Source organism: Acidaminococcus sp. (genome assembly GCF_057597765.1).
In genome coordinates, this window is sequence record NZ_DBMBXK010000002.1 from 91,805 (window position 1) to 117,579 (window position 25,775).

General features: G+C 58.1%; 25 protein-coding genes and 3 tRNA genes. 2 read left to right on the top strand and 26 right to left on the bottom strand.

The annotated features are described in order from the left end of the window. Positions 1 to 806: 806 nt before the first annotated feature. Positions 807 to 1,949 (top strand): exonuclease SbcCD subunit D, encoded by a 1,143-nt coding sequence (locus ACZOF8_RS01605; protein ID WP_481143935.1) that lies wholly within the window; start codon positions 807 to 809, stop codon positions 1,947 to 1,949. Next, a complete protein-coding gene (locus ACZOF8_RS01610; protein ID WP_487426493.1) occupies positions 1,949 to 4,222 on the top strand; it encodes an AAA family ATPase in 2,274 nt (757 codons plus the stop codon). The genes ACZOF8_RS01605 and ACZOF8_RS01610 overlap by 1 nt, the downstream gene beginning before the upstream one ends. 35 nt (positions 4,223 to 4,257) lie before the next feature. On the opposite strand, the gene queE is transcribed toward ACZOF8_RS01610, so the two are convergent. From queE to ACZOF8_RS01740, 26 genes are all read right to left on the bottom strand, one after another. Next, a complete protein-coding gene (gene queE, locus ACZOF8_RS01615; RefSeq protein WP_288311262.1) occupies positions 4,258 to 4,914 on the bottom strand; it encodes a putative 7-carboxy-7-deazaguanine synthase QueE in 657 nt (218 codons plus the stop codon). Continuing rightward, complete coding sequence (gene queD, locus ACZOF8_RS01620; protein ID WP_022487280.1) at positions 4,904 to 5,230, bottom strand: 6-carboxytetrahydropterin synthase QueD; 327 nt, start codon at positions 5,228 to 5,230, stop codon at positions 4,904 to 4,906. Before queD ends, queE begins: the two co-directional genes overlap by 11 nt. Before the next feature lie 2 nt (positions 5,231 to 5,232). Further along, positions 5,233 to 5,931 carry a 7-cyano-7-deazaguanine synthase QueC gene (queC, locus tag ACZOF8_RS01625; RefSeq protein WP_022487281.1) on the bottom strand — a complete coding sequence of 233 codons (699 nt, stop codon included), beginning with the start codon at positions 5,929 to 5,931 and terminating at the stop codon, positions 5,233 to 5,235. Then, complete coding sequence (gene queF / locus ACZOF8_RS01630; protein ID WP_369678677.1) at positions 5,924 to 6,394, bottom strand: preQ(1) synthase; 471 nt, start codon at positions 6,392 to 6,394, stop codon at positions 5,924 to 5,926. Before queF ends, queC begins: the two co-directional genes overlap by 8 nt. 201 nt (positions 6,395 to 6,595) lie before the next feature. Beyond that, positions 6,596 to 7,390 (bottom strand): MBL fold metallo-hydrolase, encoded by a 795-nt coding sequence (locus tag ACZOF8_RS01635; protein WP_022487283.1) that lies wholly within the window; start codon positions 7,388 to 7,390, stop codon positions 6,596 to 6,598. A 105-nt stretch (positions 7,391 to 7,495) separates the two neighbouring features. Continuing rightward, a complete protein-coding gene (locus ACZOF8_RS01640; RefSeq protein ID WP_022487284.1) occupies positions 7,496 to 7,939 on the bottom strand; it encodes an Lrp/AsnC family transcriptional regulator in 444 nt (147 codons plus the stop codon). Positions 7,940 to 8,032: 93 nt separating this feature from the next. Further along, on the bottom strand, positions 8,033 to 8,431 hold the full coding sequence (locus ACZOF8_RS01645; protein ID WP_022487285.1) for a C-GCAxxG-C-C family protein: 399 nt from the start codon (positions 8,429 to 8,431) through the stop codon (positions 8,033 to 8,035). A gap of 71 nt (positions 8,432 to 8,502) precedes the next feature. Further along, entirely contained in the window at positions 8,503 to 10,044 is a 1,542-nt protein-coding gene (locus ACZOF8_RS01650; RefSeq protein ID WP_487426494.1) for an AbgT family transporter, read from the bottom strand. Between the two features lie 170 nt (positions 10,045 to 10,214). Continuing rightward, positions 10,215 to 10,616 carry a hypothetical protein gene (locus ACZOF8_RS01655; RefSeq protein ID WP_487426495.1) on the bottom strand — a complete coding sequence of 134 codons (402 nt, stop codon included), beginning with the start codon at positions 10,614 to 10,616 and terminating at the stop codon, positions 10,215 to 10,217. Positions 10,617 to 10,628: 12 nt separating this feature from the next. Beyond that, positions 10,629 to 11,627, bottom strand: coding sequence for a flotillin-like protein FloA (floA, locus tag ACZOF8_RS01660; protein WP_022487288.1), 999 nt, complete (start codon positions 11,625 to 11,627; stop codon positions 10,629 to 10,631). Then, positions 11,624 to 12,094 (bottom strand): NfeD family protein, encoded by a 471-nt coding sequence (locus ACZOF8_RS01665; protein ID WP_487426496.1) that lies wholly within the window; start codon positions 12,092 to 12,094, stop codon positions 11,624 to 11,626. Before ACZOF8_RS01665 ends, floA begins: the two co-directional genes overlap by 4 nt. Positions 12,095 to 12,322: 228 nt before the next feature. Beyond that, a tRNA-Val gene (locus tag ACZOF8_RS01670) sits at positions 12,323 to 12,398 on the bottom strand. A gap of 6 nt (positions 12,399 to 12,404) precedes the next feature. Beyond that, a tRNA-Glu gene (locus ACZOF8_RS01675) sits at positions 12,405 to 12,479 on the bottom strand. 8 nt (positions 12,480 to 12,487) lie between these two features. Further along, positions 12,488 to 12,563: transfer RNA gene (locus ACZOF8_RS01680), tRNA-Lys, on the bottom strand. A gap of 83 nt (positions 12,564 to 12,646) precedes the next feature. Continuing rightward, on the bottom strand, positions 12,647 to 13,681 hold the full coding sequence (locus ACZOF8_RS01685) for a glycosyltransferase family 9 protein (protein ID WP_278721849.1): 1,035 nt from the start codon (positions 13,679 to 13,681) through the stop codon (positions 12,647 to 12,649). Beyond that, positions 13,674 to 14,726, bottom strand: coding sequence for a lipopolysaccharide heptosyltransferase I (gene waaC / locus ACZOF8_RS01690; RefSeq protein WP_012938992.1), 1,053 nt, complete (start codon positions 14,724 to 14,726; stop codon positions 13,674 to 13,676). Before waaC ends, ACZOF8_RS01685 begins: the two co-directional genes overlap by 8 nt. Continuing rightward, positions 14,723 to 15,250, bottom strand: a complete 528-nt coding sequence (locus ACZOF8_RS01695; protein WP_441368870.1) for a D-glycero-alpha-D-manno-heptose-1,7-bisphosphate 7-phosphatase — start codon at positions 15,248 to 15,250, stop codon at positions 14,723 to 14,725. The genes waaC and ACZOF8_RS01695 overlap by 4 nt, the downstream gene beginning before the upstream one ends. Beyond that, positions 15,247 to 16,215 (bottom strand): ADP-glyceromanno-heptose 6-epimerase, encoded by a 969-nt coding sequence (gene rfaD, locus ACZOF8_RS01700; protein ID WP_022487293.1) that lies wholly within the window; start codon positions 16,213 to 16,215, stop codon positions 15,247 to 15,249. The genes ACZOF8_RS01695 and rfaD overlap by 4 nt, the downstream gene beginning before the upstream one ends. Then, the gene (gene rfaE1, locus ACZOF8_RS01705) at positions 16,212 to 17,690 is read right to left on the bottom strand and encodes a D-glycero-beta-D-manno-heptose-7-phosphate kinase (RefSeq protein ID WP_329778129.1); all 1,479 of its coding nucleotides are present in this window, start codon (positions 17,688 to 17,690) and stop codon (positions 16,212 to 16,214) included. Before rfaE1 ends, rfaD begins: the two co-directional genes overlap by 4 nt. Then, on the bottom strand, positions 17,683 to 18,273 hold the full coding sequence (gmhA, locus tag ACZOF8_RS01710) for a D-sedoheptulose 7-phosphate isomerase (protein WP_022487295.1): 591 nt from the start codon (positions 18,271 to 18,273) through the stop codon (positions 17,683 to 17,685). The genes rfaE1 and gmhA overlap by 8 nt, the downstream gene beginning before the upstream one ends. Then, the gene (locus ACZOF8_RS01715; protein WP_154488656.1) at positions 18,254 to 19,867 is read right to left on the bottom strand and encodes an LPS-assembly protein LptD; all 1,614 of its coding nucleotides are present in this window, start codon (positions 19,865 to 19,867) and stop codon (positions 18,254 to 18,256) included. Before ACZOF8_RS01715 ends, gmhA begins: the two co-directional genes overlap by 20 nt. Positions 19,868 to 20,023: 156 nt before the next feature. Beyond that, a complete protein-coding gene (locus tag ACZOF8_RS01720) occupies positions 20,024 to 21,370 on the bottom strand; it encodes a hypothetical protein (protein ID WP_326831143.1) in 1,347 nt (448 codons plus the stop codon). Between the two features lie 48 nt (positions 21,371 to 21,418). Further along, positions 21,419 to 22,327: a VirK/YbjX family protein gene (locus tag ACZOF8_RS01725; protein ID WP_154488658.1), complete on the bottom strand. Its 909-nt coding sequence runs from the start codon at positions 22,325 to 22,327 to the stop codon at positions 21,419 to 21,421. 236 nt (positions 22,328 to 22,563) lie between these two features. After that, a complete protein-coding gene (locus ACZOF8_RS01730; protein ID WP_022487299.1) occupies positions 22,564 to 23,202 on the bottom strand; it encodes a hypothetical protein in 639 nt (212 codons plus the stop codon). Between the two features lie 77 nt (positions 23,203 to 23,279). Continuing rightward, positions 23,280 to 23,804 carry an SH3 domain-containing protein gene (locus ACZOF8_RS01735; protein WP_022487300.1) on the bottom strand — a complete coding sequence of 175 codons (525 nt, stop codon included), beginning with the start codon at positions 23,802 to 23,804 and terminating at the stop codon, positions 23,280 to 23,282. Between the two features lie 72 nt (positions 23,805 to 23,876). Beyond that, positions 23,877 to 25,742, bottom strand: a complete 1,866-nt coding sequence (locus tag ACZOF8_RS01740; RefSeq protein WP_487426497.1) for an SH3 domain-containing protein — start codon at positions 25,740 to 25,742, stop codon at positions 23,877 to 23,879. Positions 25,743 to 25,775 lie beyond the last annotated feature (33 nt).

Here is a 25,775-nt window from a genome sequence, read left to right on the forward strand (position 1 = left end):
TTATATTTATAGTTTTGTTTCTGTCCGTCCCCTGAAAGGGGCGTAAGCAGGGAGCATCCGCTTTAGCGGATAGCGAGGTCGCTTATGCCGTAGCTGGGGACCATGCGCAGCATGGTGGTGGGGTTCGGCCAGAAGCTTTGTACTTTCTTCCGTTAGAAACTCCTGGCCCCCAGGCCCCCCCTACCCGTGCAAGCACGGGTCCTTTCCCCCTTTCAGGGGGACACAAGTTGGTAGAGGAATCGGCCTTGCTGGTATTCTGTGTGAGTATACGTCGATTCTTCGGGAGCTGGGAGGGCAGGCCCAGGAGGAGTCGGCGGGACAACATCGGGTGTTGTCGCTCCTGGGGTGGAGCACGCGGGCGATAGGGTCCGGCTTCCTGGTCCGTAGCCGCAGCCTTTGACCGACAGGGCAAGGCGATAGGCTGTGAGCCTCCCGCCAGGGACGAACGGGTCTGCCCTCCCGGCGGAGAGCCCTCACGGGTGGATGAGTATAGAAGTTTTTGCCCTCCAGGCGGCCGGGATGGGTTTGCCTGCGGCGAACCCCTACGCCGTTGCCCCGAAGTATGGTACAAGAAATCGGGCTGCCCGGCGTGCAGCCCCTGCGGTACCGATTTACACGTTCAAAAATTTGCCTGCAAATTTCTCATTCAGCTGGAGACTAGTGACTGGGAGTTCAATCAGGGCGCGCATCCTGCGGCATTGCAGCCATTCGTCTGATTGCCGCCGTTCCATCTCTTCGCTCTTCACTCTGCACTCCCCTTCGTGTTATGATGATAAAAACAACTTTCACGAAAGCGAGGCTTTGCTGTGCGATTTTTACATACTTCTGACTGGCACCTGGGCCGGATCTTCCATGGTCTCCACCTGCTGGAGGACCAGCGGGCCGCCCTGGACCAGATCCTGGACCTGGCCCGGGAATACAAGGTGGATGCCCTTCTGGTGGCCGGGGATGTGTACGACCGGGCCGTCCCTCCCACGGAAGCGGTGAACCTGCTGGACGAAACCCTCCGCCGGCTGGTGCTGGAATTAAAGATCCCCACCCTGCTCATTGCCGGCAACCACGACAACCCGGACCGGCTGAACTTCGGCCAGGCCCTTTTTGCCGCCCGGCAGCTGTACATCACCGGACCGGTGGATCCGGATACCCATCCGGTGGTGCTGGAAGATGGGGACGGGCCCGTATACTTTGCTCCCCTCCCCTACTGCGAACCTCTCACCGCCACAGAACTGAGCGGAGAAAAGCAGCCCACCCATGAAGCTGCCCTCCAGTGGCAGGTGGCACGGATCCTCCGGCAGATCCCTACCCGGGCCCGGAAAGTGGCCCTGGCCCATGTGTTCCTCACCGGGGCCCAGACCACCCCGGACAGCGAACGGCCCCTGGCCGCCGGCGGGGCCACCACCGTGAGCATCGACTGCTTCAAAGACTTCCACTATACGGCCCTGGGACATCTCCACGCCTGCCAGAACAACAGTCCCCGGGTCCGGTACTGCGGCTCCCTGCTGAAATATTCCTTTGCAGAAGCCAGCCAGAAAAAAGCCGTCCACATTGTGGACCTGGACGGCAAAGGGGACATTTCCGTGGAAACCGTTCCCCTTAAGGCTCCCCACGAACTGGCGGTACTGAAGGGAAAATTCCGGGACCTGTTGGAGAACCCCCGGACCGATCATCTCCAGGACTATCTCCAGATCCAGCTGACGGACCGGGTGCCCGTCCTGGATGCCAAGCACCGGCTGGAACAAGTGTACCCCCAGATCCTCCAGCTGGGCTATGAACGGCTCCAGCCTATGGAAACAGAAGCAGCCGCCACCGCCCAGCGGAAGGGGCTTTCCACCGACGACCTGTTCCAGGCCTTTTTCCAGGAAGTCCAGGGCCGGGATCTGACGGAGGGGGAAAAAGCCCTGTTCCACCAGATTGCCGATACCGTGAACCAGGAAGGGAGGAAAGCCTGATGCGCCCCCTGAAACTTGTGATGACCGCCTTCGGTCCCTACGCCAACGAAGAGACCATCGACTTTACCCGGCTGGGAGACAACCGGTTCTTCCTGATCACCGGCCCCACCGGAAGCGGCAAGACCACCATCCTGGATGCCATCACCTTTGCTCTCTATGGCACCCCAAGCGGGGATCTCCGGGACAACCGGTCCCTGCGCAGCGACTATGCCACCCCGGACCGGAAAACAGAAGTCCGGTTCACCTTCCGGAACCGGGACCGGGCCTATGAAGTGACCCGGACCCCGGAACAGGTGCTGAACAAACAGCGGGGAGAAGGAACCCGGACCGTGCCTGCCGGTGCCTCCCTGGTGGAGATTCTCCCGGAAGGGGACCGGAAGGTGCTGGGTACCTCCAACAGCTCCGTGACCCGGGCGGTGGAACAGCTCCTGGGGTTCCAGGCCCGGCAGTTCCGGCAGCTGATGGTGCTGCCCCAGGGAGAATTCCGCCGGTTCCTGGTGGCAGATTCCAAGGAACGGAAAACCATCCTGGAAACCCTGTTCAAGACCGGCCAGTACAGCGCCCTGGAAGAGGCCCTGGACGCCCGTGCCAAGACCCTGAGAAAGGAATATGAGGAATGCCGGCAGAAATACCAGCTGCTGCTGGAAAGTGCCGGTACCGACAATCCTGCCGCCCTGAAGGAACGGATCCAGGAAGAAAAGCAGCAGGCCAAAGCCCTGGAAGCCCAGGCCGCCGAAGCCCAGAAAGCCTCAGCCGCCGCCCTGGAAGCCCTCCAGCAGGCCCAGCAGCTGGCCCACACCTTCCAGCGCTGGCAGGAGGGCCAGAAACGGAAGGAAACCCTGCTCCAGCAGGCACCGGCCATCCAGGAACTCCAACAGAAGCTCCAGTGGCTGGAAGAGGCCCTGAAGCTCCACCCCATCTACGACCGGACCCGGAAGGCCAAGGCCCGGCTGGATGCGGCGGAAGGGCTGCTGGCCCGGGCCCGGGAGACCCTGAAAGCCGCCCAGGAAACCCTCCGGCAGCAGCTGGCTTCCGCCACGGAAACCAACACCCATGCCCTCCAGGAACAGATGGCCCAGGTCCGGGAACAGCTGGCCCGGATGACCGCTGTTTCAGGGGAAACCGTCCGGATGGCCCAGGCCCTTGTTCCCGGGAAGCCCTGCCCGGTGTGCGGTTCCCCGGACCATCCCCACCCTGCCACCCAGACCCGCCAGGCCCAGGAGGAACTGGCCCGGAAGACCCAGGCCATGGAAGCCAAAATCGCCCAGCTGAACCGGAAACAGAAAGCCCTGGAAAAGGCCCAGACGGAAGCGGATCAGGCGGCCGGATCCTGCCAAACCGCTGAAGAAAACCTGGCTGCCGCCCAAAAGGCCTTCGAGGCGGACCGGGAGGCCTATAAAACAGCTCTGGAACAGTCTCCCTTCCCGGATCAGCATTCTTTTGTGGCCGCCCACAAAGCCCTTCCCAGCAAGCCCCTGTGGCAGGAACAGGTGGACCGGTACCGGCAGCAGACGGACAGCCTCCAGGGAGAACTGAAGCTGTTGGGGGCCCAGCTGAAGGACAAGACCCCTCCGGACCTGGCACCTCTCCAGGAAGCGGTCCGGCAGACCGGCAGCGCCGCCCACACCCTGGCCACCCGGACCGGGGCTCTCCAGGAAACCCTCCGCCGGGAAGAAGCCAGCCTGAAGCAGCTGGAAAAACTGGAAAAGGACCTTTCCCGGCTCCAGGAAGCCTACGGACCCATCGGCCTCCTGGCCTCCACTGCCAAAGGGGACAACAGCCGGAAGCTGACCTTCTCCTCCTTTGTGCTCCAGGCGGTGCTGGACGATGTGCTGGAAACCGCCAACCTGCGGCTGAACAAGATCAGCCAGGGACGGTACAGTCTGTACCGGAGCCAGGACATTGTGGATGCCCGGAAGGAACAGGGGCTGGGACTGGAAATCATGGATGCCTTTACCGGCCAGGCCCGGGCGGTGACCACCCTGTCCGGAGGGGAGATCTTCTTCACCTCCCTGTCCCTGGCCCTGGGGCTGTCCGATGTGCTGGAATCCTACGCCGGAGGCCTGCACCTGGACACCATCCTGGTGGACGAAGGGTTCGGGTCCCTGGATCCGGAAACCCTGGACAGTGCCATCAGCGCCCTGCTGGAACTCCAGAAAGGCGGCCGGCTGGTGGGCATCATCTCCCACGTGGCCGAATTAAAGGAAAGGATTTCCGCCCAGCTGGAAATCATCCCCACCAATCAGGGAAGCACCACCCGGTTCAGGGTGTAAAAAGGGGGCTGTTGCATAAGCAACAGCCCCCTTTTTTACACCCCTCTCATCTCCGGATCCCAGATGATCTTGTGGAGCTGGACCTGGATGCAGACCTGGGCCAGCTTGTGGTCCCGGACGAATTCCACCAGTTCTTTAGGCTCAATGGCTCCGTACACTGGAGACACATACACCTGGCTCCGAATGGTATACTCCTGGAGGACCTGTTCCATATCCAACAGGTCTTCCCGGCTGCCCACCACGAACTTCACCACATCGTCTCCGGTGAGCCGGGTAAGGTTTTCCATCCGCATCCGTCCCCGCATCCCGGAAGAAGGAGATTTCACATCCATGGTGTAGAACAGGCCTTTGGGCCGCTCTTCCAACAGAGGCACCGCCCCGTTGGTCTCGATGTTCACTTCATACCCTTCCCGGGAAAGGGCCCGGCACAGGCCATCCAGCGGCTGGAGCAGCGGCTCTCCCCCGGTGAGGGTCACTTTTTTCCAGGGATAGCTGCGAATCCGTTCCAGCAGTTCCCCCTCCGTCAGGTGATCCCGGGCATCGGACCGTTCCAGGGCATAGCCGGTGTCGCAGTAGCTGCACCGGAGGTTGCATCCGGCGAACCGGACGAACACAGCCATATAGCCGGTGCGTTTTCCCTCCCCTTCGATGGAGTCGAACAGCTCCACCACAGGAAACGTTTCAGTCTTCATAAATGGCCACGTTCCCTTCCGATTCCTGGACGGAGACCCGGGTGCAGAAGGGGATCTGGTCGTGGATCCATTTGGCAATATTTTCCGCCGTAGGATTGGTTTTCACAATGTCATTGATGAAGGCGTGGTCCAGCTGCATCACCACCTCCTTGATGTGGGTGAAATCCACCACCATGCCGTTTTCGTCCAGGGTTTCCCGCTGGCAGGTCACGTCGATGATCCAGTTGTGCCCATGGAGATGGGTGCATTTGCTTTTATAAGGAAGCTGGAGACAGTGGGCTCCGCTGACTTCCATCCGTTTGGTTACCGTATACATGATCAATCCTCCAGTGCCGGGTCTTTGACCCCATTGGCGGCAAAAGCCCGTGCCCGGTCGATGCAGGTACCGCAGGTGCCGCAGGGTTTGTCCCCGCCTTCATAGCAGCTCCAGGTCAGTTCATAGGGGGTGTAGAGCTCCAGTCCCCGTTTCACCACGCCGGCTTTGCTGCAGCTGGCAAAAGGCGCCACAATATGGCACTGGCTGTACGTACCCAGAGAAATGGCCCGTCCCATGGCGTCCAGGAAGGCTTCGCTGCAGTCCGCATAGGCGTTGCCGGCCGCATCATCTGCATGGGCTCCGATGAAAATGGATACATCGTCCTTTTCGTAGATGCTCATGGCCAGGCTGGCCACTGCAGAAAGCATGAGCCCGTTCCGGAAGGGCACATAGGTGGATACCTTCTCTTCTCCATTTTCCGCGATCTGCTGTTCATAACTTTTGTGGACGATTTTTTCCGTGGAATGGTCCAGCAGGGAACAGTTGGAATACTGGAAGATCTTGGAAAGATCCAGTTCATAATGGGGCAGGCCGTAATAGTCCGCCACCTTCCGGGCGCATTCCAGTTCCTTCCGGTGCTTCTGGCCATAAAAAATGGAAACGGTGGACACGTTTTCTTTGCCGAATTCTTCCACTGCCACAGAGACGCAGGTGGTGGAATCCACCCCGCCGCTGGACAGCACCAGGGCTTTCTTATTCATGGACAAAGGCCTCCATTCTCCGCTGGGCCATGTCTTTGTATTCCGGCTGATAATAAACGGCAAAGGGCAGGATGCTGATGCCACCCCGGGGATTGAAATAGCCAGCCACTTCCAGGTATTTGGGCTGGAGCAGGTCCACCAAGTCGTTTTTGATGATGTTCACACAATCCTCATGGAAGTCCCCGTTGTTCCGGAAAGAAAACAGATACAGTTTCAGGGATTTGCTTTCCACCAGCTTATGGTCCGGGATGTAGCTGATCACGATCCGGCCGAAATCCGGCTGGCCGGTTTTGGGGCAGAGGCTGGTAAATTCCGGGCAGTCCAGCTTCACCATGTAGGGAGCCTCTTCATGTTTGTTGGGAAAACATTCCAGCACTTCCGGCGCATAGGTATTCTGGTACACCGTATGGCCGCTGCCCAGTTCGGTGACCCCCTGCAGTTCTTCTTTTGTTCTCATGGTCATTCCTCCAAAAAGTACAGTTTTGGAAAACCCGCAGTCGAAAAAAACAGTTCCGAGCGGACTCACAAAATTAAATTATACCGTATACGGGACAGAAAGGGAAGAGTGCAGAGCGAAGAGAGGAACCGTAGGGGCCGCAGGCCCGGCGGCCCGCTCCAGAAATCACCAAACGCACAGAGGGGCCCCAGGCCCGGGGTCTTCCACTCAAAACAAAACCGTTTCTCCATCCTGTGGCATAACATAATTGGTGACTCCTCTTCCGGCCAACCTGCCTTTCATGTCATAGCGGGTCAAAGAAGCATGAGCCACATTGTCCATATGGGTTATAAAGATTGTTGCCCTGGGTACGGTCCGGGCCACACACTCCACATCCTCATCATTCATGATCAGCCGGCCAAATCCCACAAGCTCTGCTGCACAGGCGTTGACTGTAACCACTTCCGGAGAATAAGCTTCCAGCGTTTGCTTCACGCCAGGATACCATACAGTGTCTCCGCTCACATACAATGTTTTTTCTCCCTGGGCCTGAAAAACCACGCCCATGGCATTGCCGCAGGAGACCATAGTTCCATGTTTGGCCGGCACTTTGGTCAGCGTTACATTTTTCCACACGGTCCCTTCTGCAGAGAGCACCTGTACTCTTTGGAACCCGGATTTCCGGAATACGGCCGCATCTGTTTCGTTTTGGACGAATACGGGAACAGTCTTGTCCAAAAATTTTCCTACCGTACCATCTGCCGCCACATCAATGTGATCTGGATGGATATGGGTGACGATATAAGCATCCACTCCTTCCCTGATTTTTTCTCTGGACAGGGGCAAGCCGTAAAAAGGCATGGGCAGCACCATTTTTACCGGGTCCGGGACCTGGTAGTTTTCTTGGGAAATGTCGTCAAAGGATCCCATGCTCCCTTTGTCAGCTAACCATGGATCTAGAAGAAAGGTCACTCCTCCGAATTTGATTTTATTGGTTGCGTTGCGAATCTGCTGGATTTCCATTGCATTTTCCTCCTTGATACTTTGGCTGTATGAGAAAATTATAAAAAAAAGGAAATCCCGCTCCATGGAAAAAAACAAGTCTTTTCTTGTCCGGAGTTGAAAAATTCAAGTTTCCGGCAGTTCCAAGTTCTTTAGCACCATATCAACCGTACAAATGCCATATTTTTGAAGCTGCACCAGAATTCTTTCCTGTTCTTCCACCGACTGAAAAAACATGTCCAGAACATAAACCTGACGTCCAGTAATCTGATAACAATGGAGTACTTGACAACCGCATTGAGCCAAGAATACTACCAAAGGAGTCTTTTGCGGTATCCCTGCTTCCAGGCGGATCAAGGAATGAAGCGGATAACCATAGACAGGACAATTTACATTGACCGTATACTGTTGGATGATTCCTTTGTCCTCCAGCTTTTCAATGCGATTTTTTACGGCTTGCCCGGAAAGATGGACTTTTTCACCCAATTCCTGCAGCGTAATCCTTCCCTGATGACGCAAAATATGGATGATTTGTTCATCGACCTGGTCCACTTTATTCTTTTTATCCAATTTTGCCCTCCTTATCCTGTGTTGACAAGTGGGGAGTTATCCACTTTTTCGTGGATAACTCCCCGCTTTATCAACATTTTCCCCTTTGGTTCCTCAGCCCAGGTGTTTTTCCAGTCCCAGGACGGCCAGCCGTACGCAGTCGTCGCAGGAACAGAGCATCTTCCCGGTGCCCACGCCTTTCAGGTCCCGGCAGATGGTGGCGCCGGCTTTTTCTTTGAACTCCTGGAGGATTTCGTTCATCACCGTCTTGGCCGGCTTGCCGCTTTTGTCCAGCAGCCCCAGCACCACAGCGGCCCCGGTGAGGGCACCGCAGGTGGCGTCCATTCCTCCCATTCCTCCCCCGAAGGCGGACCCCAGGGCTCGGAGTTCTTCGGTGGATTTGCCCAGTTTGTCCTGGTAAGCCAGGAGCACGGCCTGGGCACAGTTGGTATGCACATCAGTGCTGTGTTTCAGTTCTGCGGCCTTTTCCGCCCGCTTGGATGTTTCGATCATCGTATAGAATGCTCCCCTCATGAAACTATTGTCTTTATTATACGTGCTGCCGTCCAAAGAAACAACCGGGTTTACAAGATCCCCGCCGGCAGGTGGACGGTTACGCCCGGTCCCAGGGGGATATCCAGGGCAACCCACGCCAGCATGAACAGGATCCACACCACCTGGAGCACCGCAGCCAGAGGAATCAGGTTGGAGATGAAGGTCCCCACCGTGCAGTCCGGATCATATTTTTCCTGGGCCACGCTGAGCATCATCCACAGATAAGGCATCATGGGAGTCACACTGTTCCCCGGGGAATCCCCCAGCCGATACAGCAGCTGGGCAAAAGCCGGATGGTACCCCAGCAGCATGAACATGGGCACGAAGATAGGGGCAAAGATGGCCCATTTGGCGGATCCGGAAGACATGAAGATGTTCACGAAGGCACAGACCAGCACAAAGGTCACGCACAAAGGCAGGCCTGTAAATCCCATGCTCTGGAGGAAATCTGCTCCGCCGATGGCCAGCAGTGTCCCCATTTTGCTCCAGTTGAACAGTCCCTGGAACTGGCCGCAGAAGAAGCAGAACACCACATAGGACCCCATGTGAGACATCTGCTTCACCATGGCCCCGTTGATATCTTTTACAGTATTGAACTTGCCGGTGGTCATCCCATAGGCGATCCCGGCAAAACTCATCAGGAAGAACAGGATGGGGATCAGCCCCTTCAGCAGCAGGGAGCCCACCAGGGTATGGCCGTCCTTGGACAGGATGCCGGTGAAAAAGCCAACGGCGATGATGGCAATGTACACCAGGCTCACCCAGCCGGCCCGGCGGAGCCCCTTTGTTTCTGTTTCCGTCAGGTCCTGGACCGCTTCCAGTTCTTTGGCTTCATACTTCCCGAACCGGGGTTCGATAAGATGCTTGGAGGTGTACCCCAGCACCAGGGCCACCAGGAAGGTGGAAGCCACCATAAAGTACCAGTTGCAGGTGACGTCCACGGCGTAGACCCCTTTGCCCAGGAATCCGTCCAGGGCCTGGTTGGTAAGCCCCTGCATCAGGGTATCAGTGCCGGCAATCATCAGGTTGGCAGTAAAGCCGGCGTTGGCTCCGGCGTATCCCACGATCATCCCCACCAGAGGGTTCTTCCCCACCCCGATGTACACCAGGGCCGCCAGAGGGGGAATCACCACGGAAGCCGTATCCGAGGCAATGTTCCCCATGGTGCCCACAAAGGCAATCAGGTAGGGCACCACTCCCGGGGGCACGTTCTTCATGCTCCGCCGGAGCAGGCTTACCAACAGGCCGCTTTCCTCACAGAAACCGATGGCCAGGGTCATGGTGATCACAAGGCCCAGAGGGGCGAACCCGGAGAAGTTCTTCACCATGTTGCTCAAAAGCCAGTTGATCCCCTCTTTGGTAAACAGATTCTGGGCCATGACCGCCTTGCCGTTGGCCGGGTTCACCAGGCTCATTCCGGAAGCAGAAAGAGCCGCTCCGGCCAAAGCTGTAATGACAAACAGAATGCAGAACAAAATGGCCGGAGGAGGCAGTTTGTCACAGACCTTCTCCACTCCGTTCAAAAACCGGTCCACCCAGCTGCCCCGGGCCTGCTGCGTATCTCCCTTCATCTTATCCCTTCCTTTTCCTGTAACTGTGTCAAGCGTACCCGTAGGGGCTGCACGCCGGGCAGCCCGCCCATTCACCATTTGTCCTGACATCCTGCGGGACAACCGGCCTGCGCCCCTACGGTTTATGTTTTACTTATATATTTTATAATTATAGCCTAAACTCCCCCACTTCAAAATCCCCTTTTTTCTCTCTGTTCCCGGGCCCAGCTCTTTTTGCTTCGGGGTTCCCCCAGCACCAGGGACCAGAGCATCCCCTGGCGCAGGTCCCCGGAAAGCACTGGATGGCCGGAATGTCTGGCCTGGCGCTCCCGGCTTTCCACCACCTGGGGGGCCACTGTGGGCTTCAGGTCCCGGATTTCTTCCACCAGGTCACTGCGTACGGGCTTTACCGTAGGCTGGAGGGGCGGCTCTTTTTGGGCAGGAGCCTGAGCCTCCTCACAGACGAAATGTCCCGGATCCGGTTTCCGGACCAGTTGGGAGGGCTTTTTCAGGGGCCGTTTCTTTTTTCTCAGCAGCTGGCTTCCCAGAAGGAACAAGATCCACACCAGGAACAGCAGCAAATCGCTTTTCATAGGCCCCTCCTGTTATTTTTCCGGTTTCCGGGTGGGCGGCAGTTCTTCCTGGCCGCCAGCCACCAGGCTTTCCCGCATTTTGGTATCCGCCAGCAGGTTCTTCATCTGATAGTAGTCCATGACCCCCAGATGGCCTTCCCGGAGCGCCTGGGCCAGGGCTTCCGGCACCTGGGCCTGGGCTTCCACCACTTTCGCCTGCATTTCCTGGGTGTAGGCCCGCATTTCCTGCTCCTTGGCCACAGCCATGGCCCGGCGTTCTTCGGCCTTGGCCTGAGCGATGTTCTTGTCCGCTTCCGCCTGGTCCGTCATCAGCTGGGCCCCGATGTTCCGTCCCACGTCCACATCGGCGATATCAATGGAGAGGATTTCAAAAGCTGAGCCGGCATCCAGTCCCTTGCTCAGCACGGTCCGGGAAATGTGGTCCGGGTTCTCCAGCACATCCGTGTGTTCTTCCGAAGACCCCACGGTGGTGACGATGCCTTCTCCCACCCGGGCGATGATGGTGCTTTCCCCGGCGCCCCCCACCAGCCGGTCGATGTTGGCCCGGACAGTGACCCGGGCCCGAACCTTCAGCTCGATGCCGTTCTTGGCCACGGCAGAAATCAGCGGGGTCTCGATGACCTTGGGATTGACGCTCATCTGGACCGCTTCCAGTACGTCACGGCCGGCCAGGTCGATGGCCGCCGCCCGTTCAAAGGTCAGAGGGATGGCCGCCCGTTCCGCGGCAATCAGGGCATCCACCACCCGGTCCACATCCCCCCCGGCCAGATAATGGGCTTCCAGCTGGTCCACGTTCACATCCAGGCCGGCCTTGTTGGCCTTCACCAGAGGCAGGATGATCTTGGAAGGGATCACCCGGCGGAGCCGCATGCCCACCAGGGTGAAGATGTGCACGTTGACCCCGGCGGCCATGGCGGAAATCCACAGGCCCAGAGGGACAAAGTGCAGGAACAGGACAATGATGACCAGGATGGCCACCAGGAATACGGTACTGCCTAAAATTGCAATCATGGGTTTTCCTCCTTCCGGACTACGGTCCGGCCTCCGGTGGCTGCCACCACACGGATGGCCATCCCCGGTTCATAAAATTCCCCTTCGGTGATCACATCCACCAGTTCACCATCGATCAGGGCCCGTCCGGAAGGACGGAGCACCGTCTGGGCCACACCGGTTTTGCCCACCAGATCCTTCCGGTCTGCATTGCCCGTATAGCCCTGGGCAGTGGTGGACCGGAGATGGAGTGTCACCTGCCGGCCCAGCCAGCTTTTGGGACCCCGGCGGATCAGCCAGAACCCCAGGACCGCCAGCACCAGCAGGACACCGCCCACCAGAGCAGCCGCCTGGGCCGTGGCCCCCAGAAAGAAATACAATGCCCCCAACAGGCACAGGATGCCGGAGATGCCGAAAATCCCAAAGCCGGGGATAAACCCCTCCACAAGCAGCAGCACCACACCCAAAAACAAAAGCTGCAGTTCCATAGGGACCTCCTTTCCTCAGGATAAGAAGAGATTGATAAGTATTATTCGAGATAAAAAGGGAAATCCCTGCTATTTGGGAGGAGCGAATGGTTTGGTGGCTTGGTAATCGATTATTCTCCGCAGGATGCGCACCAAGGGCTGCTCTGCAATCCCGCCCGGTGCGCCCGCTCCCTCAAAAAAAGCAATAAAAAAGACGATACAGCGTTACGCATGTATCGTCTTCTTTTGTGGTGGGCGCTAACAGGATCGAACTGCTGACATTCTGCTTGTAAGGCAGACGCTCTCCCAGCTGAGCTAAGCGCCCATAAGTTGGTGACCGGAGGGGGAATCGAACCCCCGATACCGCCGTGAAAGGGCGGTGTCTTAACCGCTTGACCATCCGGCCAAAAAAAATGGTGATCCGCCAGAGGATCGAACTCTGGACACCCTGATTAAGAGTCAGGTGCTCTACCAGCTGAGCTAGCGGACCATCATGTCTTTGGTTTCTCAACCGCTGACTTGTTTAGTATACAAGATAATCTAAAATATTGCAAGCCTTTTTTCAAAAAAACTTTATTTTTTTTCACGGAGCCACCGGTGGGCCGCTTTCAGCACCTGTTTCACCGTCAGATCCCGCATGCAGCGCATGTCATCGCAGTGGTGCTTCATCCCCTTCCGGCACCCGTCACAGGGCGGTTCCGCCCGGACAATGGTGGCCATTTTCGTATAGGGACCGTACAGTTCCGGATGGCTGGGCCCGTACATGGCCACAATGGGTACCTTCTGGCTGATGGCCACATGCATGGGGCCGCTGTCGTTGGTGATGATCAGGCTGCACCGGCTCATGGCCGCTGCCAGTTCTCCCAGGGAAAATTTCCCGGTGGCCACCATGGGACGGCTCTTCATGAAGGAAACCGCCTCCCGGACCATCTCCTCATCCATGGGGCCCCCGAAGAACACCGTCCGGTATCCTTCCCCGGCCAGAGTATCCGCCACCTGGGCGAACCGTTCCGGGGCCCACCGTTTGGTCACCACCGCACTGCCGATGTTGAATCCCACCACTTTTTCTTCCGGCTTCAGATCCTGGGCCGCCCAATAGGCTTCCGCCGCCTGTTTGTGCTCCGGTCCCGGGAACACTTCCAGTCCATTGTTCCGGAGGTTCTCCACCCCGATCCGTTTCAGTACATCCAGGTACATATCCGCCGCATGGATTTTCCGGTTCAGCTTCAGCCAGGGACGGAAGAAGCCCCGAAACAGGAAATGGGAAGCCCCAACCTTCACCGGCACCACCGCCATGGCATCGATGAAGGAGCACCGTTCATTGGGGTGCAGGTTGATCAGCACATCGAAATGGGCGTCGGTGATTTTCCGGCTCATGGCCCACAGGGCCCGCAGATTGTTGTCCTTCCCCTTCTTGTCGATGGTCCACACATGGTCAATGTTGGGATTGTATTCCACGATTTCCTTCAGCTTCTCATCCACCAGATAGGTGATGTCCGCTCCCGGCGCCGCCTGGCGCAGGGCATGGAGGAAAGGAGTGGTGAGCACCAGGTCCCCCAGGTGCATCAGGAATGTCACGATGATTTTCTTGCCTGCCAGTTCAATCACAGCTGTTTTCCTCCTTTTCCCGGCACAGGGCATACACCTGGTCCGGAGTCACTTCCCCCATGCAGGTCCAGTGGTCACAGTGCTTTTTCAGGCATCCGGCACACTTTGCCGGGCTGACCAGCACCGTGGCCCGTGGATTGCCGTAGGGACCCGTCCGGTCCGGCCGTGTAGGGCCGTAGATGGTCACCAGGGGCTTCTGGAGCGCCGTGGCAATGTGGAGAGGCCCGGTATCCCCGCTTACATAGCACCGGGCCCCTTTGATCAGGGCCCCCAGTTCCCGGAGGCTGGTCTTCCCAATCCAGTCCAGCAGACGGGGTTCCGGCCCCACCAGGTCCCGGATCTTTTCTCCCAGGGGCTTGTCTTCCGGACCCCCTGCCAGTACCACCCAGGTCCCGTCCTGGAGAAACTTCCGGGCCAGGGCGGCATAGTGCTCCAGGGGCCACCGCTTGGTTTCCCACCGGGCCCCGGGCACCAGCACCGCATAGGGCATTTTTTCTTTCTCCGGCACCCCGGCTTCCCGGAGTCTCTGCCGGATCGTTTCCCCTTCTTCCCGGAGCGCCGGCATGGGATAGGTGATCTTCTCCACCTTTGCCCCCAGATACCGGGCCACATCCAGGTACCGTTCGATCACATGATCGTGGGCATGGGCCCCCGCAATGGGCCGGGATACCAGCCGGCTCCCTTCCCGCATCTCACAGTAGCCGATCCGGTTGGGACAGCCGGTGAGCCAGGCCATCACCGCACTTTTGAACAGCCCCTGGAGGTCGATCACCAGGTCGAAATTTTTGGACCGGAGCAGCGCCCGGGTTTCCCGGAGGGTCTTCCACTTGTCCCCCCAGCCCATTTTCCCGAAGGCCTTCTTGTCGAAATACAGCACTTCGTCGATGATGGGCGGTTCCGGCACAAAGGCGCTGAACTGGGGATGGACCAGCCAGCTGATCCGGCTGTCCGGGAAAGTTTCCCGGAGGGCCGCCGCAAAGGGCAGGGCATGGATCACGTCCCCCAGGGAACTCATTTTGATGATCAGGATGTTCTTGTAGGTCACTTTGCCCCCTCCTGCCGGGCCAGCACCTGCCGGACAAAGGCCAGCAGATCCGTCCCGGTGAACCGGTAGCCCGGGATTCCCGCCGCCAGGGCCGCCTGCACGTCGCTTTCCTTGTCCCCGATCAGGAAGGATCCTTCCCGGTCCAGATCATGGTCTGCCAGGGCCTGCAGGATCATCCCCGGTTTGGGCTTCCGGCAATTGCAGGCCACAGTCAGTTCCGGGATCACCCCTTTGGTGGGATGGTGGGGACAGAAATAGAAGCCGTCGATCTGGCCGCCGGCTTTCCTGATTTTTTCCGCCATATAGGCATGGAGATGCTCCATGTCCTTTTGGGTGTAGTAACCCCGGGCGATACCGCTCTGGTTGGTCACCACATACACCTGATAGCCCCGGCGGACCAGGGCGGCCACCGCCTCTCTGGCGCCGGTCACCCATTCCACCTGGTCAGGACGGCAGATATATCCCTTGTCGATGTCCAGGACCCCGTCCCGGTCCAGGAACACCGCTTTCCATTTCCCGCTCATGCCTTGTAATAGCCGTCAGAATCCCGGAGCACCTGGCAGTATTCCTTCACCGCCTGGGCAAAATCCGTGAACCCGCCGTCGTAGCCGGTGGCCAGCAGCTTGGTGGCATCGGCCTGGGTATAGCTCTGGTATTTCCCCTTCAGCACTTCCGGGAAGGGCACATAGACCAGTTCTCCGCTGCCGAAGAATTCCAGCACCGCTCTGGCCATGTCATTGAAGGTATGGGCATGACCCGTCCCCAGGTTGTAGACCCCTTTCAGTTCCGGATGCTGCCAGAAATAGAACAGCACCTTCACCACGTCCTTCACATAGATGAAGTCCCGGGTCTGTTCCCCCGGCCCGTAGCCGTCGTATTCCCCGAACAGCTTCACCTTGTGTTCCCCCTGCCACTGGAGGAACATCTGGCGCACCATGGAGGCCATTTTCCCCTTGTGGTTTTCCTGGGGCCCGAACACGTTGAAATACCGGAACCCGGCGATCTGGCTTTCCGCCTTGTCGAAGTACCGGCGGGCATAGTTGTCGAAGAACAGCTTGGAGAAGGCATAGACGTTCAGGGCTTCTTCACAGGCCGGTTCTTCCCGGAACCCGTTCTTCCCGCTGCCGTAGGTGGAAGCGGAAGAAGCATACAGGAACTGGATCCGCCGGTCCAGGGCAAAGTGCATAAGGGTCTTGGTGTATTCGAAGTTGTTTTCCATCATGTACTTGCCGTTGTATTCCATGGTATCGGAGCAGGCTCCCTCATGGAAGATCACTTCGATGGGTTCATGGTCGAACTTCCCGTCCCGGACCCGCTGGATGAAGTCCATTTTGTCCAGGTAGTCCATGACCTTCAGCCCCTGGATGTTCTTGAACTTCACCATATTGGTGAGATTGTCCACCACCAGGATGTCATCCCGGCCCTGTTCGTTCAGTCCCTTGACGATGTTGCTGCCTATAAAACCGGCACCCCCGGTTACAATGATCATAATTTACCCTCCTTGACCAGTTCTGCGATTTTCCGGATTACCCCGGTGGTGGAATAGCCTTCCTTGAAGGGCAGGATCTCCACCCGGCCGGCGTATTCCCGTCCGGCTACTTCTTCCGGTTTGTAGTCTCCGCCTTTCACCAGGATATCCGGCCGGATCCGGCGGATCAGTTCCGTGGGCGTGTCTTCTCCAAAGAGCACCACTGCGTCCACACAGCCCAGGGCAGCCAGGATCCGGGCCCGGTCATTTTCCTGGTTCAGGGGACGGGTCTCTCCTTTCAGCCGTTTCACCGATGCATCGGTATTGACCCCCACAATCAGATGCTGTCCCAGCCGGGACGCCTGTTCCAGATAGGTTACGTGGCCGGTGTGGAGGATGTCGAAGCAGCCATTGGTGAAGACGATCTTCTCCCCGGCCGCCTGCCAGGTCCGGGCCAGGCTGGTCACTTCGTCCCAGCTGAGAGGCCGGTAGTCCCGTCCTTCCCGTTCTTCGCTGGCCAGCACTTCCTTCAGCAGTTCCTCCCGGTGCACCGGATAGGTCCCCACTTTGGAAACCACGATCCCCGCCGCCTTGTTGGACAGATTCAGGGCTTCTCCCAAAGGCAGGCCTCCGGCTACCGCCGCCAGGAGCACCGCCGCCACCGTATCCCCGGCCCCGGACACATCGAACACGTCCCGGGCAGTGGCCGCTTCCGTGATTACTTCGTGTCGGTTGATCAGGGAAACCCCTTTTTCCGACCGGGTCACCACCACATTCCTGATGTGGAAAGCATCACGGGCTTTGGCCGCCAGTTCCACCAGAGGTTCCGTTTCGTTGGGCACCACTTTGCCCCCGGCTTCGCACATTTCCTTCACATTGGGGGTGATGAAATCACACCCTGCATACTTCCGCCAGTCCGCTCCCTTGGGGTCCACCAGCACCGGCACCTGGGCACTGTGGGCCAGGTCGATCACCGTCTGACAGAAATGGTCGGAACAGACCCCTTTGGCATAGTCGCTGAGAGCGATGCCGTCCAGGCCGTCCTGGAGCCGCTGTTCCAGCCAGCTCAGCAGCCGGCTTTCCTCTTCCGGGTTCAGGTCTCCCGGCTCTTCGAAATCCAGCCGGAGCATCTGCTGCCGGGCTCCGATGATCCGCATTTTGGTAATGGTACTGCGGCCGGGCATGGGCAAAAGACCGCTGAAATCGATTCCCGCCGCTGCCATTTTTTCCTCCAGGGCTTCCCGGTGCTCATCCAGCCCGGTGACCCCTGCGGCATAGACTTTCACGCCCAGTCCCGCCAGATTGGCCGCCACATTGCCGGCGCCCCCCAGGACGCTTTCCATCCGGCGCACCCGGTTCACCGGCACCGGGGCTTCCGGAGAGATCCGCTTCACTTCCCCGTACACGTACCGGTCCAGCATCACATCCCCGATCACCGCGATCCGCAGCTTCTGGATGTCTTCTGTAAGGAATTGGGTACTTTTGGTATTACGCATAGTCTTCCACCAGCTCGCAAATGATATGTCCCATGATTTCATGGATTTCCTGGGCCCGGGCGGTATTCACCGCGGGCACGTCCAGCAGCACGTCGCACAGGTCCGCCATTTTGCCGCCCCCTTTGGCCGTAAAGCCGATGACCCGGATCCCTTTGGCCCGGGCGGTCTCGATGGCCGCCAATACATTGCCGCTGTTGCCGGAGGTGGAAATCCCCACCAGCACATCTCCTTCCCGGCCCAGGCCTTCCACCTGCCGGGCGAAGATCCGGTCATAGCCGTAGTCGTTGCCGATGGCCGTCAGGATGGAGGTATCCGTGGTGAGAGCCAGCGCTGCCATCCCCGGCCGTTCCTTCTGGAACCGGCCCACAATTTCCGCCGCCCAGTGCTGGGCGTCCGCCGCCGATCCCCCGTTGCCGCAGAACATCACTTTGCCCCCGGAAGCCAGGGTCAGGGAAATCATCCCCGCCGCCTCCTCAATGGCCTTCAGCAGCCGTTTGCTGCCCATGACCTTGTGGACCAGTTTTTCATGTTCCAGGAGACGGGCTCCGATCAGTTCCTGTGCCTTACCACCGATAGAGGTCATATGTCACACTCCATTCATGATCATTGTTGTACTTCTTGTCCCGATATTCCAGTCCCAGACGGAAGCAGCAGAAATCATGGTACCACCGGTAGATGTATTCGTAGACGCTGCTCTTGCCCTGGTCATACCGCATGACGAAGTTCACCCAGTCATTGGGGCCCAGCCGTTTGCCCAGTCCCCACTGGATTTCCTTGGCCATGTCCGGATCCGCATAGGAGAATACGGAACTGTGTTCCTTTTCATAGTAATAGCCCAGCCAGGTGTTCCAGCCCCCGTCGAAGTTTTTGTTCAGGGTGGCGGAATACAGCATGGTCTTTTTGGTTTCATCGTTAATGCTTTCACGGACCCATTTATGGCCCATCCCCAGGTTCAGGTACAGGGGCATCTTTTCGTGGGTGAGACGGATGGGATCATGGTTCAGATAGAACCCGTATTCCGTATGCCAGCTCCGCTTCCAGTTGTCCTTCCACAGACCATGGCTGATGTAGGCGGAATAGTTCATCGGCACCCGGTCGTCGAACTTGTGGGCCTTGTAGACGAACTTCACATCCCGTTCCTTCCGGATCCAGTTGTTGTCCGAGTCTTCCATATGCCCGTCCTGGATCTGGACATAGAAGTTCTTTTCCTCCTGCCGGTCCGTAAAGAGAGGCCGCCAGCCGATCTTGGAATAGTACTTCAGTTCCGCATCCAGGTTGTTCTTGTTGCTGATGGGCACATCCAGGTTGTAACGGATCTTCACTCCATGGTCCGTATCGTACCCGATATGGGGCAGCAGGCTCTGTTTTTCGTCACTGTCACCCATCCGGTTGATCCACCGGTCCCGGGAATAGACGTGCTTGCCTTTGACGAACACCTTCACATTGTAGGCGATGATCTTGTCCTTGGGATAGATCACCACTTTGTCCGCCTTCACTTCCACACAAGGGGGATGGAGCACTGCCGGGCACCGGGTGGTGCTGCCGCCGCTGGTGAGTTCCACCCGGTCCGGATAGATTTCCCCGATATCCGCCCGGTACATATCCTTGCCGTTGTAGCCGGAAATGTTCTTCACCGTACCGGTTTTGTCCAGGAAGTTGTAATGGCCCCACTGGCCGTTGGTGACACTGGTGCCGCTGCCGGTCTCTTCCACGATCCGACCCCCGGTCAGAAGGTACACATCCCCGGTTTTGGAATTGCCCTGGGCCTGGGCAGTGTACAGCTTCTGGTTGCCCTGGTACAGACGCACGTTCCCCTTGGCTTCAAAATCACCGGTTTCCGAATTGTACTGGACCTGATCCCCATAGATGGTAATGGGCAGGGTGGATTCGCTGGGAACCGTTTCCCCCTTTTTCTCACGGAGCTTCTGTTCCTTGGCTGTTTCCCGTCCAGCCCGGGTGATGGTTTCCGTCTTGGCATCCGGCTGGTCCTGGATCCGGTGGACCCCTTCCTTGGTCCGGGCCAGAGATTCCACTTCATCCAGGCTCTGGATAGCCGGCTGGAAAGCCGGACCGTCCTTGCTGCTCAGTTTTCCCCCGTCATAGGTCACCGCTGCACTGGCCATGCCCGGCAGCGATACCGCCAATGTAATTCCTAAGGCCAACGCCTTTTTGTTCATAGGATTCTGTCCTCCAGTGGATAAATTTCCTCATCAAATCTTGCAGTGTCCCGGCAGTTCCCTGCCCGGAAAACAGTTACACTCTTCAATATTATAACACAAAAGGCCCCTCTCTTCCGCAACTTTGTGTGAAAGAGAGAGGCCCTGGTTTCCGTCTCAGAGAGTAGCCGTATCGTAGGCGCTTCCGTCGTCTTCATCCAGCATAGGCTGGCTGCTGCTATCCTTTTTGGCCAGCTTCTTGGCTTCTTCGTCCCGTTTCTGGGCTTCTGCCAGAGCGGCTTCCGTTTCTGCATCCGCCTTGTCTTCCCCGGTCTTGGCAGCCGGTTCCTGGACGGTCTGGGAGTCATCAGCCGGCTGGGCGGCTTCCGGTTCCGTTTCATCCAGGGCTACCCCGGTGTTTTTCTTGGGCTGAAGAGCGGCGGCCGGTTCCTTCTGGGCTTCCGCAGCCGGTTCGGCAGCCGTTTCACCGGCCGGTTCCTTGGTTACCGCAGAGGCAGGCTGAGCCGTCTGGGGGCCGCCTTCCTGGGTATTGCCGTCCAGCTGCTGACCAGCTACTGCACTGCCCGCCAGGATCACGCCGTCCACGCTGGTGTCTTCCGCCACCTGCACATAGGTGTTGGTCCCTGCCGGAATGGTCACAGAAGATCCCTTCACAAAAGCGCCGCCCACAACGCCTACCGGCCCGAAGAGGATCATCCCTCCGATGGAGGCACCGGCGGCACCGGCAGCGGTCTTGGCCTGCTGTTTGGCCAGGTCGCCCACCGTAACAGGGACAGCGCCCCCGTTCACAGCCACCACATGGGAGAAGTCCAGATCGATCCGGGCATCCCGGCCGAAGATCCGGGGCTGGACGATCTTTTTGATCTGGCCATAGCCTTTGGCCCCTTTGGGCAGCACCAGAGCATCCCCCACATACACATTGTCATCCACAATAAAGTCGATGGTATCCCCCTGCTGGTTGGTCTTGCTGTTGATGTCTTCCATGAATTTCACCTTGATCAGGGAATCCTTGGGCAGGACCACGGTGCTGGAAGTGAGGCTGCCGTTGGGGAAGGCGGCCTTGGTCAGCCGGTTCAGACGGCTGGTGAAAGAATCCTTGGCATATTCCGTGCCGAAGATCTGGGTTTCCAGATGGCTCAGACGGGTTTTGGCCGCGTCGATGGACATCCGGTCAGAGAACTGCCATTCAATCACGTTCATCATGGTGGCCATGGACAGCTTCCCGTTTACCGGGGCCCCTTCCAAATTGTTGTAGAGCTTATCCACCCGGCTCATCACAGAACCGGAACTTTTCTGGCCGTACATGTCCGTTTCCATTTTGTCCACCCGGGATACCAGGGACCCGGTCTGGACAGCGCCATACAGGAAGTTTTCCGCAATTTCCAGTTTGCCCGCTACCGTGTTGGTGGCCGCCATTTCCTCGGCAAAAGCCGGAACCAGGCAGGTCAGGCACAGCAGGGCTGTCAAAAACAGGCTGATGATTTTTTTCTTCAATCCAGACACCTCCGTCAGGGTAATTTTCAGAAACTATCGGTTTTATTGTAACATAAATCAGGAAGCGAAGAAAGGTTTCAGTTTCTCTTCCATCTCTGCCCGCATCCGATCCATCAGTTCGTACCGGCGCCGGTGATTGGCCCGTTTGGAGGGTTTCAGTTCCGACAGATCCCTCCGCTTTTCCTCCAGGGGGATCCGGTAGAACCGGGGATCTTGGGTGGGTTCCCCGCCGCATTCTCCCCAGAAGTCCCCGAAATTGGTCTTCAGTTTCCGGTCCACCCGCACATGGTTCATGGCGTAGTAGCCCTCATTGGTCACTGCATAGATAGCCTCACAGCCCACCAGATCCGCCAGAGTCCGGAGCCCGTAGAAGATCAGGTTCTTGGTCCGGTATCCGAAGAATTTCTTGGTCATGGCCTTCACCGCATCATTCCCCAGGCTGGTGCCCTGGAGGGCTCCCACCCAGATGCAGGGTCTGCCGCTTTCCGGATCCGGTCCCAACCAGAACATGATCTGGTAAAAGTCCAGGTCCCCCCAGTGGAGCACCAGGGACAGACACCCTTCCTTCCGCTGGCCCGGATGGAACAGCAGGTCCAGGGTCAGGGGCTTGTCCTGGAATTCGTCGGTCCACAGGTTCACCCGGCCGTGGCGGACGTAGATTTCCCGGAGGAATTCCGGGGTCATCCGCTGCTGAAGGGCATAGATGGTATAGGTGATCACCTTTTCCCGTTCTGCCCAGCCGGCGCCCTTGTAAAAGAATGCCCGGGTTTCCTGCTCCAGCAGGCAGGGCATGCCCTGGAGCACCTCCCGGCGCAGAGGATCCCCATGGAAAAATTTCTGGAGTCCTTCCATCTGGCTCCGGTGGGTGGCACAGCGGAGAAGATACACCCAGTAGCGCTTCCGTTCCTTCAGATGCCTGATATTGTAGCAGGCCAGGCCTGCCGCCTTGATTTCTGCCCAATCCATTGGTGTAGTTCCCTTCTTTGCAATAAGAAGGGGTGTTGCACAGCAACACCCCTTTTTGTCAGCGGTCAATGGTCAACGGTCAACGGCCGTTGGAAATCAATTTTCGTAAATTGATTTTGAACTTGTAAAAGACGTTGTTTGCCGAATCTTTTTGCCATTGTTCACAGCCAGCCGCGCTGGCTTCCTTGGGCCGCTGACCGTTGACAGCTGACAGTATGCTGCCTTGGCAGCATACCTTACTTGTTGTTCTTAATAACCTTCTTCAGCTCTCTCCGGCAGAACAGGCCGAATTCGTGATGGGGCCAGTCGGACCGGGGATTGATGGCTCCGGATTCCATTTCACGGCCATAGCTCCAGCGGTCCAGTTTGAACTTGTGGTTCAACATGTTCACCGTGGCGAACCGTCCCCGGTAATCCAGGATGGTCATGGGTTCCCGGCGGAAGTTGTCTTCCGTTACGTCGAACTTGTCCACAGCCATGACAATGACCACGTCAGCGCCGCTGGCTTTGGCTACGGCTTCCAGACCAGCCTGGGTGAACAGGTTGTCCTGTTCCTGGAGGGCCACTTTCCGGACGATGTCGGAATCCACCATGTCATATTCCGGATACTGGAAAGCCTTGGCGATTTCGTTGCTGAACACGATGGGTTTCATCCCTTCGTTGTCTTCCACTTTTTCTCCGATCATCAGGGGCACCACAGCCAGTTTCAGGGATTTTACCTGAGGCGTTACTGCAGGGGTCTGCTGCTGGGCAGTGGTTTCCGCCGGTTTGGTGGGGGTATAGGTAAAGGTAGCGGCGTCCGCCTGCTGGAGGGCAGGCAGGATCAGCGCCGCACTGAAAGCGACGGCAGACAGGGTTTGCCAGATTTTTTTCATATTGCTGTAACCTCCTAGTTGTCTTTTCTTGTCATTTCATCTATTTTATCACAAGGGGGAGCTCTTTGGCCAGAAAATTACAATTCCTCACAATAGGCAGAAGCCACCCAGCCGATATCCCCATTTTCCCGCTGGACCTTGGTCCAATGGAGGCCGCCGCCGTCGGCAGCATCCAGGATGGTGACGATTTCCCCTTTGGTGAAGTAGTCCAGCACATCCCCGTTCTGGTTGGGATCGCTGCGCATCCGCACTTCCGTGCCGGTGATCCTGCCCTTCCGGTCTTCCAGACGGGTCACCGAAGGGATCAGGGAGCCTTCCGGCACCCGGCAGTATTCCCCGGCCACCCAGCCCTGGGACCCGTCCTTCCGGGTCACTTCATACCATTTCCGTCCTTCATTTACATTGCTTTTCAGGACTTCCACCTTTTCACCGTCTTCAAAATAGCCCAGGATTTCTGTATCCGTCCCAGCGCCTTTCCGCATCCGCACTTCCGTACCAATGATGGTTCCGGCTGCGGACGCATCCGCTTTCCGTTCCATGGGGAATGTCAGACCCAGCAGACAGCACAGCGCGGCAAGAATCCGTCCCATTTTTTTCATCATGGTCTGCCTCCTCTCCTCTTATTGAAGTCATTGTATCACAAGCGCCCGTTCCCTGCCAGTACTGCCAGTAAATCAGTTCTGGGCGCAGAAATCAGCCGATACCCAGCCTACGGAACCGTCGCTCCGCTGGACTTTCAGCCACCGCTGCCCGTCACTGGTCACATCGTCCAGGATGGTCACGGTTTCTCCGTTGTCGAAGTAGCCCAGCACAGCACTGTCCGTACTGTAGCTGGCCCGCATCCGCACGTCCGTGCCGGTGATGGTTCCGGTGGAAGCACTGCTTCCGTCACCATCCCCGCTGCCCATGCTGCAGTAATCCGCAGCCACATAGCCGGTGGATCCGTCACTGCGGCTCACCTTGTACCAGGTCATGCCGTCAGCCCGGGTGCTGCCCAGCACCTGGACCGATTCTCCCTGGCCAAAGACTCCGATGACGCTGCTGTCCAGGCCGGCGCCGTCCCGCATCCGCACGTCCGTGCCGGTGATCACCCCGGCACCGCTTACATCCGTATCGAGAGCTGCAGCCGCGGCTCTGGCAGCTTCTGCCTGCCGTTCCGCCTCAGCCTGCCGTTCGGCTTCCGCCGCAGCTTCCACCTGCCGGCGGGCTTCTTCAGCCGCCCGTTCTTCCGCTTCCCGGCGGGCCTTTTCTTCTGCCGCCCGTTTCTCCGCAGCTTCCTTTATGGCCACCAGTTCCTTCATCCGGGCTTCTTCCCGGGCCGCCTCTTCTTTGGCTTCCTGGGCCTGGATGGCTGCCACTTTTTCCTTTACGGTCATGGGACGAGCAGCCTTCTGTTCCGCCGGTTTGGCCGTTTCTTGGGGAGCTTCTTGAGAAGCTTCCGCCTTTTTGGCTTCCGGTTTGGTTTCCGGTACCGCCGGTTTCACGGCAGCAGCAGTTTTCCCGGCTGCTTCCGCCTCTTTGGCCACCGCCGTCAGGCTGCCGGCTGCCACTTCAGCCGCCTTGTTCTCTTTGGCAGACTTGGCTTTCGCTGCCTTGGCAGCTTCAGCAGCCTCTTTCCGGGCCTGTTCCTCAGCTTTGGCTCTGGCTTCTGCCCGTGCTTTGGCTCTGGCCTCCGCTCTGGCCTGAGCTTCTGCCCTGGCCTGGGCATCCATTTTTGCCTGTTCTTCCGCTTTGGCTTTGGCGGCTTTCTCTGCTTTGGCTTTGGCTTTGGCTTTGGCTTCATCCTGGGCTTTTTCTTTGGCCGCCAGACGGGCCCGGATCCGTTCCAGCCCCTTGCCGGTGCTTTCTCCGACTGCCGGTTTTTCCGCCGGTTTGGCCGTTGTGTCGGCGGGAGCCGCCGTTTCTCCGGCCGTCCCATCACTGTGGTCGATGGGGGCTTCGGTCACATTCCCTTCCGCATCCATACCGGCTGCCGAAAGGTTGATTTCGATTTCCCCTTCACTTTTATCCAGCACCGCCCCGGCATGGTATACCCCGATCAGGCTCCCGTCCCGGTCCACATAATAGGTATCCGGAATGGTCTGGAGTTTGGCCGGATCCACATCATACAGATACTGGAGCCCGTTCTGGGCCAGCACAGCCAGCTGGTCTTTGGTGTAGTAATAGCTGAGAGGCCGCAGTTCACCGGTTTTCCGGTCAAAGGTCATGCCCACGCTTTCTTCCACACCCATATTGGGAGTCATCACCAGGGTGAAGCTGACCAGATCCTCGTCAGATTTGTGCACATCGTAATGGACTTTGCCCCCTCCCAGGGTGGAGGCTTCACTGACAAAAGAAGCCACCTGGCTGCTGAGGGCCCGGTTGATTTTGTCATCTGCCGTGCGGCTGCCGCCGCTGACCTGAGGGCATTCCACATCTACTTTATTTTCCGTACGGCTCACCGTCTTGACGGATACGCCGGTTTCCGCCGCCCATGCAGGAACTGTAGCGGCCCCCAGGACCAGACAGCTCATCAGGACAGCACAAGTTTTTTTCAGCATTGATCATGCCTGCTTTCTACCATATTCTTTCCC